Origin of the sequence: Pseudomonas sp. GL-RE-26 (assembly GCF_019956275.1) — a bacterium.
Taxonomy (GTDB): Bacteria; Pseudomonadota; Gammaproteobacteria; order Pseudomonadales; family Pseudomonadaceae; genus Aquipseudomonas; species Aquipseudomonas grandcourensis.
Genome location: NZ_JAHBDI010000003.1, coordinates 116726 through 131704 on the forward strand (window position 1 = coordinate 116726; position 14979 = coordinate 131704).

The 14979-nt window shown below is 60.1% G+C and carries 6 protein-coding genes; 3 read left to right on the forward strand and 3 right to left on the reverse strand.

All coding sequences use genetic code 11. The features are described 5' to 3' along the window. Nucleotides 1–153: 153 nt before the first annotated feature. Complete coding sequence (locus KGB07_RS02385) at nucleotides 154–4041, forward strand: dermonecrotic toxin domain-containing protein (RefSeq protein ID WP_223464400.1); 3888 nt, start codon at nucleotides 154–156, stop codon at nucleotides 4039–4041. A 52-nt stretch (nucleotides 4042–4093) separates the two neighbouring features. Here KGB07_RS02385 and KGB07_RS02390 read toward each other — a convergent pair whose 3' ends face one another. Continuing rightward, nucleotides 4094–4588 carry a DUF934 domain-containing protein gene (locus KGB07_RS02390; RefSeq protein ID WP_223464402.1) on the reverse strand — a complete coding sequence of 165 codons (495 nt, stop codon included), beginning with the start codon at nucleotides 4586–4588 and terminating at the stop codon, nucleotides 4094–4096. Beyond that, the gene (locus tag KGB07_RS02395; RefSeq protein WP_150723619.1) at nucleotides 4572–6230 is read right to left on the reverse strand and encodes a nitrite/sulfite reductase; all 1659 of its coding nucleotides are present in this window, start codon (nucleotides 6228–6230) and stop codon (nucleotides 4572–4574) included. The genes KGB07_RS02390 and KGB07_RS02395 overlap by 17 nt, the downstream gene beginning before the upstream one ends. 523 nt (nucleotides 6231–6753) lie before the next feature. Between KGB07_RS02395 and KGB07_RS02400 the strand changes: the two genes are divergently transcribed. After that, nucleotides 6754–7839 (forward strand): ABC transporter substrate-binding protein, encoded by a 1086-nt coding sequence (locus tag KGB07_RS02400; RefSeq protein ID WP_223464404.1) that lies wholly within the window; start codon nucleotides 6754–6756, stop codon nucleotides 7837–7839. 6 nt (nucleotides 7840–7845) lie between these two features. Here the strand turns inward: KGB07_RS02400 and KGB07_RS02405 are convergent, their stop codons facing one another. Continuing rightward, nucleotides 7846–8064 carry a DUF2970 domain-containing protein gene (locus tag KGB07_RS02405; RefSeq protein ID WP_046038493.1) on the reverse strand — a complete coding sequence of 73 codons (219 nt, stop codon included), beginning with the start codon at nucleotides 8062–8064 and terminating at the stop codon, nucleotides 7846–7848. A gap of 167 nt (nucleotides 8065–8231) precedes the next feature. On the opposite strand from KGB07_RS02405, the gene KGB07_RS02410 reads away from it, so the two are divergent. Next, the gene (locus KGB07_RS02410) at nucleotides 8232–14858 is read left to right on the forward strand and encodes an NEL-type E3 ubiquitin ligase domain-containing protein (protein ID WP_223464406.1); all 6627 of its coding nucleotides are present in this window, start codon (nucleotides 8232–8234) and stop codon (nucleotides 14856–14858) included. The last annotated feature ends 121 nt before the right edge of the window (nucleotides 14859–14979 follow it).

The window sequence follows — 14979 nt, forward strand, 5'->3', positions numbered from 1 at the left end:
TATGCCCCGGTTTTCTTTTTGCCTGCGAATGCTTGCCCGATGTCCTCCACGGCCCGGCGAAATCTCTGTAGGCAGCAGGCGACCGTTCCTGCTTTCGGCAAGGCAGTGGCTGGTTATGTTGGTGTTCCAAAAAACAGTTGCCATGGAACGCACATGAATGACCATCGGACACCGCTTCATGCCGAACATATGCCGCTGCGCGTAACACTGGAGTCTGTGGTGAGCGCGGCTTTGCCGCAGTCTCCCGCGCAGTTCGCTGCACAGTTGATCAAGGAAAAGTGGGGGCAAGACATCGACCCGCAAAACGCCCTGTTGGTCACCCTGGATTACCGCTACCGCGGGCACCCGCCGCAGGACGGTATCGAGCAAGGCCAGGTGGCAAACACGCAAACCCTGGTGCAGGCGTTGCTGGCAAACTACCAGAGCGTCGGTGACGGGCGTTTTGCCGAAAGCCTATTGGGCTTGTTCACACCGCCCGATGTCGGCCCGTCCATACGTATCGTGGAGCATGTCGATGAATTCGCCGACCACGGCAACGGCAACCACCATACCTACGAAGGCATCTATCGCCAGACCACGCCTCAGGTGTATGGGCCGGCAACGCAAATTGCCCTGAGGCCGGCGGCGTTCAAACAGTGGGTATGGGATCTGGATCTGCAGACCCACTATCAGGCTTACCTTGATCGCGCCTGGCCGTCCGATAAGCGAATCGTCCAGGCGCAGCCTTACGATCTGAGAACCTCGGCCAAGGCCGCCTTTATCATGAGCGCCTGCCTGCAACATCAGGAGGGCAGCTTGAGTCAGGAGGGCCTGGCCCTGGCCATGCAGGCCGCCGGTTTGCCAGCGGAGCAGGTCTGGGGTGCGTTGACCATCGATCAGGTGCAGGCGCCCACTCGTGTCAGTGCGCCGATCGAGGTCGGTCGGCTGACGATCTATCGCTACACATCGGACGATATCTGGTGTTACCGCCACCGTCACAGTGGCCGGGTCTTGCTGAATATTCCCGGCAACTCCTCACCCTTGCATGAATTCGCCGATTTGCCGCACCTGCGCCAATGGATCGTGGCCCAAGCCAGGGGTGCCGCCACACGGCAAGCGCTGGTCGCGCATTTTGCCGAGGACGATCGTGAAGACGGCACCTTCCATGCGGGCGTGTTGACGGCGTTGCAGGGCATGGCGGTTTACCCGAAGGAGCACTGGCTGAAAAAGAACGCAGGGTTCTTCAATAACGACGGTTTCTGGGACTCGCAGGACTATATCGACCTTGAGCGTGTGTCGACCGACACCGATCCGTTCGCGCAACTGGTACTGACCATGAAGCAGGCCTCCATGGCCAGCGTCAAAACCATCCGTGACGATGCCCAGGTCAATCGCGACAACCTGAGCGCGGTGGTGCAGCCGCTCGTGCAGTGGATCAACCGGCTGGGGCCTTTGGCATTGTTCATTCCGGGAGGTGAGGGCGTGCTGGTGCTGGCCGGCCTGATCGACGCCGGTTACGGCCTCGATCAGGCCATCAACGGCAAAGCGCCGGAGCAGCGCTCCGAGGGCGTGACGCGCACGGTGTTCGGCTTGCTCAATGCGCTCCCGCTGGCCGGGGCGGTGGCGGCACTCAAGGGTGAAGAAAAAATCGCCGGAACGCTGCACGATTCGGGGGAGCCGGGGAGCGAGCCGCATCCCGAAACGCCGGTCGAACCCATACCCGGATCGGTATCGGCGCCGGTGTCGACACGTGTGGAGCTGATGCGACGCGTTTGCGCACCGCTTGCTGTCTTCAGCGATGAGGTATTGGCGCAGATCGCCCGGATCAGCACGGTCGACGACGACATGTTGCGCCTTATGCAGGCCGGCCGCGCCCCGACACCTTTGCTTGCCGACACCATCACTCGCTTCAAGCTCGATCAGGAACTGGAAACCGTCACCGATCCGCAAGCACGGGCCGGATTGTTCAACGCCCGCTATCAGGCGCTTCAGCACTCGGACCAGGACTGGATTCGCCTGTTTCAGCGCGAATACCAGGGTTTGCCGAAAAATGCCGTGGAGCAGATCCTCGACCGTTCCGGGGTCGACATCAATCGGCCTGTCGATGCTGACGAGGCGCTGCAACTGTTCAAGCGTCTGGACAGCAAGGCACGCGAGTATCAGCAGCATGTACGACTCAACCGGGCCTATGAGGGCCTGCACTTGCGTTCGGTCAGTCATCCCGATTCCGATGTCCTGGCGTTGCACTCCCTGGAACGCCTGCCCGGTTGGCCGAAAGACCTACGCATTGAGGTGCTCGACGGGTCAATCAGTGGCCGGGTCCTGGACCGTTGCGGCCCGTTCGATTCCGCGGATTGCCGGCGCTTGATCAAGGTCGGTGATCGCTATCGGTATGCCACAGTGGCGGCTACCGACGGCGAAGGTTCGGATCTGTTTGCCGCGCTGGTCGATCTGTTGTCTGGGGAGGAACGCGCGGCGATGTCGCTTAACTCGCCAGACGCGGCCAGCCAGTTGCGCCTGCGCATTGGCGGGCGCGCCTTGTCTCGCTCCGAGCTGATACTCGGCTTGAATCGAATGGATTCGCGGTTGCCCTTCGAAGCCAGGGGGTTGCGCGGCGGCGGCTTTCCGAACACGCCACAGGGCGCTGTGCTGGCTCACGAAATCATGCGCTTGCAGGTCAAGGATCTGTATCCGGAATTCACCGATGCCCAGGTGGACGAGTTGCTCCTGACGGCGGGTGCCCGGGCGCAAGCGCTGGTGGATCGCCTGACGCTCGAGGCGCAGCAGTTGCATGCCGATCTGTGCCACTGGGCCGACCAGGCCTCGCTGGATGCCGATGACATGGATGTGGATTTTCTGGCGGTGGGCGATGATGCCGCCGCAGGCATGAGTCCTCAGCAGGTGGCGGCGTACAATGTCGAACTGCTGCAAACCGTGATCGATTGCGAGCGTGAAGCGCGAAATGAATTGGGCGACGAGCTGATGAGCATCTGGCAAAAATGCCCGCCCCAGATCAATCGAGTCATGTCCGGCGAGGTGTGCAGCGGTTACAGACTGGACCTGGGGTACGAGGACTTCCATCGCTTGCCGACAATGAACGTTCGCTTCAATGAAGTCGTCGAGCTATCGATGCAGGGCCTGCATCTTGTCGAGCGCGAGAGCCTGAACGCTTTTCTCGAAAGTTTCCCCAATCTGCACTCCCTGAACCTGGAACGCGTGGATCTGCGTCGACTCAATGCAGACGACGTGCTGGAGGGGGTATTGCCTGCACCGGTTCGGCAAATGACTCGACTCACAACGCTCAACCTGAGGTCCACCTTTCTTCAGCTCCGGGAGAACACGGCTTCGCAGTTTCGTGATCTGGTGAGCTTGCAAACGCTGGACCTGAGTGACAACCCGTTGACTGTCCCGCCCGTGGTACTGGGGATGAATGAGTTGCGTGTGTTGAATCTGAGAAACACCGGGATCAGCCGTTGCCCGATTGGCATCGCCGATCAGCCGTACCTCACCGCGCTCGACTTGCGAGGCAACCGGATCAGCCGGGTTCCCTTCGCGATACTGATTCAGGCGGTCTCCCGGGACCGGGTGAAACTGTGGGGTAATCCGCTGACGGATGAAGAGACCTTGTTGCGTCTGGTGGATCATCGCGAACGCACCGGTATCAATCTGTGGCTGAGTGAGCCGGGTGCCGATTATGGCAGTGCGACGCCCTGGCTGGAGGAGGGCGATGAAAGCGTGCGCCTGGCGCGACAACAGATCTGGCAACGATTGGCCGTCCTGCCATCGGGCAGTACGTTGCTGCGGGTCATGGATGGATTGAGCCTGACGGCGGATTTCCAGGTCGGCTATCGGTCGCTGCAGGCGCGTGTGTGGCGCTTGCTGCAGGAAGCAGATGCGTCAGAAGAGTTGTGGGGCTGGTTGCGTCAGTGTGTCGAAACGCGGATGGCGGATGCCGAGAATCCGTTTCGGTTGTTCGTGGTGCTGGAGGATCGAGTCCGGCTGTACCGCGATTGGGTCGCCTTGGGGCGGCCGATGCCGCTGGCCGACTATCCGTTGTTTTAGCGGGGAGGGTGAAAACGCCTTGAACCCCGCGCCGGGGTTCAAGGCGTGACGGTCAGCGACGACGGAACAGCGGCAGCGGTTCGTCAGTAGCGGCCTGGTAGGTCACCGAGAAGTCCTTGAGGCCTTCAAGGGCTTCGTGCGGGTCTTTGTCGGCGCGAATGGCGAACGCGTCGAAACCACAGCGATGCATGTAGAACAACTGGTCACGCAGCACGTCGCCAATGGCCCGCAATTCGCCCTTGAAACCGTAACGGTCACGCAGCAAGCGGGCGTTGGAGTAGTTGCGGCCGTCGGTGAATGCCGGGAAGTTCAGGGCAATGACCTGGAACTGAGCCACGTCTTCGCCGATTTCCTCGGCTTCTTCATCGGCGTCCAGCCAGATGCCCAGGCCGCCGTCGCGGGCCAGGAGCATACGGCTGTGTTCGCGCCACAGCTGCAACGGCACGATGAGGTCGTCGCAGTTGCTGATCTCGTCGATGTTGAAATCCTTGGGCAGCAGGTGCCAGGTTTCGTCGACGACTTCGTTGTTTTTAATTATTCGCTGCATAGACGCGCTCCTTGAAGAGGTCGATACCAATACGCTGATAGGTGTCGATGAAGCGTTCGTCTTCGGTACGTTGTTCGATGTACACGTCGATCAGCTTTTCGATCACGTCAGGCATGGCTTCCTGGGCAAAGGACGGGCCGAGGATCTTGCCCAGGCTGGCGTCACGGCTGGCGCTGCCGCCGAGGGAAACCTGATAGAACTCTTCGCCTTTCTTGTCCACCCCGAGGATACCGATGTGGCCGACGTGGTGGTGACCACAGGCGTTCATGCAACCGGAGATGTTCAGGTCCAGTTCGCCGATGTCGAACAGGTAGTCCAGGTCGTCGAAACGGCGTTGGATCGATTCGGCGATCGGGATCGACTTGGCGTTGGCCAGGGAGCAGAAATCGCCGCCCGGGCAGCAGATGATGTCGGTCAGCAGGCCGATGTTCGGCGTGGCGAAGCCTTGCTCGCGCAATTCGCCCCACATGGCGAACAGCTTGTCCTGCTCGACGTCGGCCAGGATGATGTTCTGCTCGTGGGAGGTACGCAGTTGACCGAAGCTGTAGCGGTCGGCCAGATCGGCCACGGCGTCGAGCTGTTTGTCGGTGATGTCGCCCGGTGCAACGCCGGTCGGTTTCAGGGACAAGGTCACGGCCACATAGCCCGGCTTCTTGTGGGCCAGGGTGTTGCGCACGCGCCAACGGGCGAAGCCCGGGTGCTGCTGGTCGAGCTCGGCCAGTGCGGCTGCCTGGTTTTCCAGGGCCTTGTAGTCCGGGTCGACGAAGTGCTTGGCGACGCGCTGCACTTCGGCTTCGGTCAATGTGGTCTGGCCACCGCGCAGGTGCTCCATTTCCGCATCGACTTTCTGTGCGAAGACTTCAGGCGTCAGCGCTTTTACCAGGATCTTGATCCGCGCCTTGTACTTGTTGTCGCGACGGCCATAGCGGTTGTAGACCCGCAGGATGGCGTCGAGGTAGCTCAACAGGTCTTGCCACGGCAGGAATTCATTGATGAATGCCCCGACCACCGGCGTACGGCCCAGGCCGCCGCCGACCAACACACGGAAGCCCAGTTCGCCAGCGGCGTTGTGCACCGGCTCAAGGCCAATGTCATGGACTTCGATGGCGGCGCGGTCGGAAGTCGAACCGTTGACGGCGATCTTGAATTTGCGCGGCAGGTAGGCGAATTCCGGGTGGAACGTGGTCCACTGGCGGACAATCTCGCACCATGGGCGCGGGTCGATCAGTTCGTCGGCGGCGACACCGGCAAACTGGTCAGTGGTGACGTTGCGCAGGCAGTTGCCGCTGGTCTGGATCGCGTGCATCTGCACGGTGGCCAGTTCGGCAAGAATGTCCGGAATGTCTTCCACGGCCGGCCAGTTGAACTGCACGTTCTGCCGGGTACTGATGTGGGCGTAGCCCTTGTCGTAGTCGCGGGCAATTTTGGCCATCATTCGCGTCTGGCGCGAAGTCAGTTGGCCGTAAGGCACGGCGACTCGCAACATCGGCGCGAAACGCTGGATATAAAGGCCATTTTGCAGGCGCAGGGGGCGGAATTCTTCTTCGCTCAGCTCGCCTGCCAGATAGCGTCGGGTCTGATCACGGAACTGCTTGACGCGGTCCTCGATGATCCGCTGATCGTATTCGTCGTATACGTACATATAAGTCCTGTTCTCAGGCTTGGGCCGGTCGGAAACAGCGGCATTTTTTGGCTTGCTGGCGTCCGATAAAACCTCGGCAATTCTGCGCGCACGGCCGCGCACTCCCTACGGAGCCGGGGCAAGATACCAGTTTGCAGTTATGCGTAAAAGTGATGTTTGAGCATATGTAAAGAACCAAATCGCCTAATGAGAATCGTTGTTGCAAAGACCCTGTTTGTGATGCGGGCAATCGTCGTCTTTACTCTGCTCGTGTCTTTATGCAATCACCGATAAAACCGACAAGAGGCGATGCAATGAGCAACCCAACCAAAGCAAGGAAAAGCGATAGCACCGTTGATGCATGGGCAATTTTGTTCCTGATCATTCTGGTCGTGGGGACGGCGGTATTCTGGGTCAGTCATCAGTAAGCGACCCCGTCCGGGCCCGGTTCCGACGATTGTCTGACAAATACCGGAAAAATCGCCGTTTTACGGTCGTCCGCTGGCTATAATGCGCGGCGAATTTCCGGGGGCTCGGACGACCAATGTTGAAGTTTCTGTGTGGCGTATTGCTGACGCTGGGCATGGTCGTGGGACCCTGTGCCCAGGCGGCGTCAGTGCTGTTCCTGAATCCGGGAACCCCCACGGAAGCTTTTTGGGTGAGTTATTCGCAGTTCATGCAGGCCGCGGCGACCGACCTGGGGATGGACTTGAGCATCCAGTATTCCGACCGCGTCTCCGAAAACACCCTCCGCCAGGCTCGCGAAGCCCTTCAGGGCCACCATCGTCCTGACTACCTGGTCTTCGTCAACGAGCAATACATCGCCCCCGAAATCCTGCGGCTGGCCAAGGGCAGTGGGGTAAAACTGTTCATGGTCAACAACGCCCTGACCCCGGATCAGACGAAACTGATCGGTGCCCAACCTGACAAGTACCCCGATTTGCTCGGCAGCCTGGTACCCAATGACGAGGAGGGCGGCTACCTGATGCTCAAGGAACTGATCCGACAGCATGGCCCGGTGGCCCCCGGCCAGACCATCGACTTGCTGGCTTTTTCCGGTTTGAAGATCACCCCGTCCGCGCAGTTTCGCGAGAAGGGCTTGCGGCGTGCCTTGGCCGAGCACCCCGAAGTGCGTTTGCGGCAACTGGTGTACGGCGGTTGGACCCGGCAGCGTGCCTATGAGCAGGCCCGGTTGTTGTTCAAGCGCTACCCGCAGACGTCGCTGGTCTGGGCCGCGAATGACGAAATGGCGTTCGGTGTGATGCAGGCGTATGTCGAAGCGGGAGGTGTGCCAGGCAAAGGCGCGTTGTTCGGCGCGATCAACACTTCACCCGCGGCGTTGCAGGCACTGCTGGACAATCGCCTGAGTGTGTTGCTGGGCGGGCACTTCAGTCTGGGTGGTTGGGCGCTGGTGCAATTGCATGATTACGATGAAGGCGTGGACTTCAGCCAATACGGTGGTCGTGACCGCCAGATCCCGTTATTGCAGCTGATCGATCGGACACAGGCCAAGCGGCTGCTGGCGATGGGCACCGCGCAGGACTTCGGCGTGGATTTCCACAAACTCTCGGCCAAGGGGCGTTCCGCGTCCTGGCGTTACCCGTTCACCCTGCAAACCCTGATGCACTGAGCCCCGTCAAACCCCGACCAGAAGCAGCACCAGCTTGACGATGCCGAACAGCGTCAATGCAAACACCGCGGTGAACACAATCCCCAGAATCACGAAATGACTCGGTTTGCCGTGAGTGAAATCACGGGCCCGGTTCTTCCCGCTCTGCACCCCGAACGCTGCCGCCAAGACGCTGTGCAGCATTTGCCAGAAGGTCGGCGGCTTGTTGTCGGCCGGATCGTTCATAAATCCCTCGCCTGAAGGTTGGTCCTCACAGCATAGCCAATCTGCCGATTCGTGCCGTGGCTGGCTGAAACGCGTTGTCTCGCCTTTTTGAACTTGCGGTAACTATGTACCGCAGGTGTCCAGCCTTCGGGTGGTGTCCTGTCGCTCCATTTATCAGGAGAGACAGTATGAGCATTTCATCCCGCACTTCGTCCCCGACGTCGAAGCCGTTGCTGCCAGGCAAAAGCAGCATGCACAGTGAATCGCTTGAACGCATGACCCCCGATTGGCTGATCAGCGCGACGACCTCAAGGCGCGCCGCGATCAAAGATAGCGCAATACGCCTGCCTGACTGGTACGTGCACGCATCCGGCGCGCAACAGCAGGCACTGAGGGCAAGTTTCAACGCCAGTTTTATTTCGCAGACCCGGCTGGACCAGGCAATGTCCGCGCTGCACGATGCCGAAACATTTGCCGGGCCGATATTGGCCAAGGCTCTCAAGGACAGGTTCTCGATCGACGTCGACGTCAGCAAGACCTGGGTGTGCCTGCGGCGCCCCCTGGAGGCTGGCATGTTCGATATCGAAGTCTCGTCTTTCGAGGTGTTGAAGCTTTCCTTGCTCCAGGCGGCATTGCACAACTTCGAGGCGTCGGAGTGTGAAGACGGGGCCTTTCACCGTGGTTCAGGGTTCGTCGTCGAAACGCCGACCCCCGGCACGTTCAAAGATGTTGCGCTGGGCATGACGGTCAGGCAGTTCTTGTCGCTGTGCCGAACGCTGGACATCGGAGCGCAATATCAAACCTTCGTGAACGGTTTTTTCCAGCCAGCCGATACGCGGGCGGAAGCCAACCTGCGCGAGCAATTTATCGACAGCCAGAAAACCGCAATGAGGGCGGCAGCCGACCTGGCGTTGTTGAAAAAGGATATCGAGCCGCAAGACTACTCGATGATCCTTTCGGTCATTGGCGGGGAAGTCCATCCCCGGCTGGGCGACAGACAGGTCTGGTTTCGCGATCTCATCCTGATGAAGCGCCGGATGACCGGCTGCGTGGTGTTCAGCATCAGCGAGCAATATCGCTACACCAGCGATTTCATCGTCTACATCCCCCATGATCCCGAGCATCCGCTCAAGCGCTACACCTCGGCGCAGCTGAGTGACGAATTCAAGCGCCAGTTCACGGCCGGCAATTCACGGTCTGCAAGCGATGGCAGGCCGACCGCACACCAGCGCTTTTTCAGTCAGTTCGTGGCTTACGCCGATCGCCCTTACTACTTCAGCCAGTTCACCCGCAAGGCGGCGGACGCTCCAGGCGATCCGTTGCATTCCATCTGGGTCAAGGTCGCCCGGTACATTCCGCCGATCTCCACGTTCGTCGGTATCAAGGAGCTGCCCCCTGAAGCCCAGGGCAAGCGCGAACCCGTGGAAGATCCTTACCTCGACCCAATGGGTACGACGCGTAATGGCGTAGCCGGAATCTGGTCCGCCAACACCGATCTGTGGACTTATCTCTACGAGCAAAACCGCGCCAAGGTCATCGCCGATGCGCGCAGCCATGCGGTCCCGACCGCCGAAGTCGATGCGAGGGTTCGGGCGGCAAAGCTCAATCACCTGCTGGAAATCGGCATGCTGGGCTTGAACATGGTGTCGATGTTCGTACCGGTGCTGGGCGAGATCATGCTGACGGTAATGGCCGGGCAATTGCTGTACGAATCGTTCGAAGGGGTTGTCGAATGGAGTGAGGGTGATCAGAACGCGGCCAAGGCGCACCTGATCGATGTTGCGGAAAACCTGGCGCTGATCGCGGCGATGGCTGGGGCCGGCAAGGTGCTGGGCAAGATGGCGCCGGTTGCACCCGAACCTGTGGTTGAAGGGCTGGACGCCATCAAGCACCCCGATGGCGCGACACGGCTGTGGAAACCCGACCTGAAGGCCTATGAGTGCAACGTTGAACTGGGCGATGACATCGCCCCCAATGCTTTGGGCCAGTTTCGTGCGAACCGCAAGACTTACATCCGCCAGGTGGGCAAGGTGTATGAGATCACCTTTGATTCCTCGCTGAAAAAATGGCGCATCAAGCATCCGTCCGATGTCAGGGCCTGGCGGCCGATTCTCGAACACAACGGCCACGGTGCCTGGCGCCATACGCTGGAGCGTCCTCTAGAGTGGGATCGCCTGACCCTGTTGCGGCGCATGGGCCATGGGACCGAGGCCCTGACTGACGAACAACTGCTCACCATCGCCGATGCCAGCGGCACCCATGACAATGCCTTGCGCAAGATGCACCTCGATCGCCTGCCTCCACCTCCCGGGCTGGCTGAGTTGTTGGTGGCGTTCGAGGCTGGCCCGGGGAACACCAAGGCGGTCAAGGGGCCGGTGGCGATGTTGCAGCGAGCTTGCCCGGGGCTGAGTGAATCCGCTGCCAACAGGGTGTTGCTCGATGGCAATGCCGAGGAACTGGAGCGGTGGCAAACGACGCGGCGGATTCCCTTGAACATGCTTGAAGAGGGCCGCTGGTATGCACGGCAAGGGCGCGTCAACCAGGCCTTTGCCGGGTTGCTTCTGGAGCGTATGGCATCGGCGGACAGCCGATGGCTCGCCCTGCATTCCCTGGAAAAGCTGCCGGGCTGGTCCGACGGCGTGCGCCTGGAAGTGCGCGACAGTCACGTCGAGGGGCCGCTGATCGATGGCATTGGCAGTCAGGCTGCCGACACGCGCAAATATGTGGTCAAGAAAGGGCCGGCTTACCAGGCGTTCGATGAGCGCGGCGAGGAGCTCAATGGCATTCCTCGAAATGGTGACAATTTTTATCCGTCGATCATGCACGCCTTGCCCGACGCGGCGCGCCAGGCGCTGGGTGTTCCCCATGTGGCTCAGGGCAGCCAGTTGCGTACGGCAATCATCGACTATGCCGTCACCCATCGTGGCGAGCTGGCACAAAGCCTGGAGACACGCACTGGCAAGCATGCGACGTTCAAGCCTCCGGTTCGGGTCAACGAGCGGTTGGTGGGGTACTACGCCAGCGGGCGCGGGCAAGGGATCAACCCTTCGCTGGCGATACGGGTTCGCAATGTCTATCCGGCGCTGACCGAACAGCAGGCCAACGGATTTGTCCTGGCGCAGTTGCGGGCAGGAAAAACCGACGCGCAGATTTACGGTTTGTTGCAGACCCGCCTGCGGGAGTGGGAGACGCTTGAGGCGACGCTCGATCAATGGGTTGGCGAGCCATCGCCGAACTCTGCCCTGGAGCGCATGCTGGGCGGTAAGGCCTCGGTCGCGCAGAGTCTCAAGGATAGCTGGCGCAACTCGCCGTTGGCCGCAGAGCAGGCGCGCTTCACATTGCTTGACCTGACCTGTGACGAAGCGCTTCCTTCGTTGTCGGCGGATTTCTCCCATGTGCGTGATCTGTACGTGCGGGGCAGGTGCATCACCGATGCCAATGCCGATGCGCTGTTGGCGAATTTCCCCAGATTGAGAAAACTACGGATCAACGCCACGGGCAACCAGTTCAGCAATGTGCCCGAAATCATCGGCACGATGCCGGAACTCACCGATCTGAGCCTGTACTCATCCGCTCCCTACGCCGCCGACATGCCGACGAGGTTGAGCGCGCTGACCAGGCTCGAGTACCTCAATGTCTATTGCTCGGGATTCGCGCCGATTGCGCTGGATGTCAGCCAGTTGCGCAATCTGCGCCTGCTGGAAGTGCTTGCACCTTCGTTGTTCGAATGGCCCAGCGGGGTGCTAGAACTGCCGCGACTCGAGCGATTGAACCTCAAGGGCACCGGGATCAGGACCTTGCCCGACGGCATGTTCAACGGGCATGAAAAGCTCTGGTCCGGACTGTCGCTGGACTGGTCGAATTTCCTTCGTGAAAATTTCAGGCCGGCGTATGAGTACGCCAAAAGGCAACCCCCACACCTTGTCGATCTCGAGGAAATGGTCAGGGATTACAGCAAGGGTGAGTTGAGACGCGTTGGCGAGGGCATCAACGAGAATCACGAGGCCTTGTTCAATCAGTTTGTCGAGCAGTGGCAGGACGCCGAGGCGAGGTACGGGGCGATCGAAGCCTTGAGTGAGCAACACCATGCACTCAACCGCAACCTCAATGACTGGTCCTATCGTGTGCGTGAAATGCCGACAGCGATCAACGAAATGACAGGTCGGACATTAGCGGCCAATTCCCTGAGAGCCTGCTGGCGCAACGGCGTGTTCAAGCGCTACGGCGCTACGGTCAATGCCTCGGTGCTCGACTTGCCAAATCTGGGGTTGAGTGATTTTCCCGAGCTGCAGGCCGGTGCTTTCCCGGAGGTGCAAACGCTGTATTTGAGGGGGAGTAAAGCGCCTGCAGCACAGATTCGCGATTTCATCAGCGGGTTTTCCGAACTTCAAACACTCGACTTGCGCAGTTGCGGCCTGACCGAAATCCCCATCGGCCCCGACAAACTCGGAAAACTGACTCAGCTGGATCTCTCCAGTAACGCGATTGTTGTCGATCCAGGGGTTCAGCAAGGTCTCGACGGGCTGCAGACGCTCGAATATCTGGACCTGAGCAGCAATCCCCTGAACAGCCTGGACGTCAGCGCAATGACTCGTCTCAAGGCCTTGAATCTGCGCGCGACTGAGCTGCGGGATTGGCCGGCGGGTGCCCAGGATTTGCCGGATCTGACCTGGCTGGATTTACGCGACAGCAAGATTTCCGAGCTACCGGTGGCGGTACTGGAAAATGAGGTAATGCTCAAAACCAATCTCGGCGGTTCGCCCTTGACCCATCAGGCTGGCGCCATGCTCCGGACCGCCTGGCAGCGAACAGAAGTTGCCAGAGTGCTGCCAGAGGGTGCCCTGCAACGGTTCGCCATGGAGCCGATACCGCTTGGTTTCCCGCCGTCCGAGAGTGGGCTTTCTATTGCGCAGCATTTGCTGACGCTGCCTGAGGTTGCGGCGGGAGAAGGGGCCGAGGTTTTCACAAGGCGTCTGCAACGTTTGAAGCCGGGACTGGCGGATGATGAAGCCTTGCAAGCGCTGGAACAGATGCGCGAGCGCGGGGCGAGCGAGGTGCAAATCAGCGAACGCCTTGCCGGTTGGGAACAGACCTTCGAAGCGCTTACGCGTCAGTTGAACGGCTGGATCTTTACACGGGGCGTGCGCGGCACAGGCTGGATGGTGTCTTCGAGCATTCGCAGGCTGGGCGCCTTGCGCATCCTCGAATGCTGGCGTCAGGGCCTGACCGGCGTGGAGGGCGTCGCCAATGCCGTTTTGGATCTGAGCGGTCTGCAACTGGGCGATCTTCCAGAGATGCCGGCAACATTCGAGCACGTCGGCAGGTTGAACCTGACCGGTGTAAAGCTGACCCCGACAGGCTCCGACGGATTCCTCAACGCTTTTACCCGGCTCAAGACCCTGGAACTCAACGGCAATGGGCTGGAAGCCATACCCGAGCCGGTCCAGCACATGGGTACGCTCGAGCGACTGGAACTGTCTTCGAACCGGCTGAGTGATGCCGAACACCTGTACGCCTCGTTGAGCAATCTGGAACGCCTGAACCGGCTTGACCTGGGCTACAACGAACTGGAGTCCTTCGATCTCGACGTTTTCGAAGCATTGGTGACACTCGATCTGCGCAATAACAATCTGACGCAATGGCCGGACGGCGTGCTGGATGCCGCCCACCTCAGAGTCCTGAATCTGAGTGGTAACGACATCACATCGGTTCCAGCGCAGGCTCTGGATGGCAATCACAACGTCCTGATGATCGGCATCGATCTGAGCGACAACAACCTGGCGCTTGAGAGTCTCGAACGCTTGAGGGCTTACCGTGACTCGGGAGCACGGGACACCGTGCTGGGGCTATCGCGGGCCGAACTCGACGAGTTACTTGATGATGCTCACGACGAAGGCGAAAGTGACAGCGTCGAGTCGGATGAAGAACTCCCTGACGTTGAGCCTGATTCCGCGCAAAAGACCCCATGGCTAGTCAATACGCCCCCGGAGGAACTGGCCGGTAAAAGCGAAATCTGGAATCGGCTGGCGGCCGAGCCGGACAATGCTGCGTTCTTTCATTTGCTCTCGCGATTGCAGGACACCCAGGAGTTTCGGGTGGCCAATGCCGATTTGACGCGACGGGTCTGGACAGTGATGGAAGCCGCGGCCAGCAACAGCGAACTTCGGGAAGTGCTGTTCGCCAGCTCGAGTACCCATGGCACCTGTGTCGACGGGCGAATTCTCACGTTCAGCGGGCTGGAAAGCAAAGTGTTCACCCACAATGCCTTGCTCGACATTCCGCCTGGAGGCTTGAGCGTGAAGGGCCAGGCACTGCTGAAACTGTCCAGGCAGTTGTTCCGACTGGACAAGATCGATGATCTGGCGACCAAGGCCGCAGCTAATACCGGTGAGGATGAGGCCGAGGTGCGCCTGGGTTATCGAATCGGCCTGACGGAGGGCTGGGATGACGGCCTGATCCTGCCGGGTCAGCCGAAACACATGACCTATGCCTCGGGCGTCACGCGGCAACAACTGGCTGACGCGCGCGTGGAAATCGTCAATGCGGAGCGCTCCGACGGTTTTTTCGAAGACTTGATCCAGCGTGACTATTGGGTGAGTTATCTCAAGGAGAAATACCCTGAAGAGTTCAGGGCGCTTGATGAGGTGGATAGTCAGGCAGGGGAGGATGACGGTGTTGATATCGCCGATGACGCTGCCCTTTTGACTCAGATGTTCGAGCAGGCGGCGGCGCGCAACGCGAAGATGATCGAGTTGTCCCGCAAGGAGGTCGCGGGTGGGGAGCCGCAACCGGGGACCTCGGCCAGAAGCAGCTGAATCAGCCGCCGGATAACTAATGTGGGAGCGAGCCTGCTCACGATTGCGGAATAACATTCAACATCGATGTTGACTGAAAGACCGCTATCGCGAGCAGGCTCGCTCCTACAGAGGGCCTTGC

Excerpts from the sequence above, each read along its gene's own strand:
- KGB07_RS02385 (WP_223464400.1), top strand. The coding sequence starts at position 154 with ATGAATGACCATCGGACACCGCTTCATGCCGAACATATGCCGCTGCGC.
- KGB07_RS02390 (WP_223464402.1), bottom strand. The coding sequence starts at position 4,588 with ATGCAGCGAATAATTAAAAACAACGAAGTCGTCGACGAAACCTGGCAC.
- KGB07_RS02395 (WP_150723619.1), bottom strand. The coding sequence starts at position 6,230 with ATGTACGTATACGACGAATACGATCAGCGGATCATCGAGGACCGCGTC.
- KGB07_RS02400 (WP_223464404.1), top strand. The coding sequence starts at position 6,754 with ATGTTGAAGTTTCTGTGTGGCGTATTGCTGACGCTGGGCATGGTCGTG.
- KGB07_RS02405 (WP_046038493.1), bottom strand. The coding sequence starts at position 8,064 with ATGAACGATCCGGCCGACAACAAGCCGCCGACCTTCTGGCAAATGCTG.
- KGB07_RS02410 (WP_223464406.1), top strand. The coding sequence starts at position 8,232 with ATGAGCATTTCATCCCGCACTTCGTCCCCGACGTCGAAGCCGTTGCTG.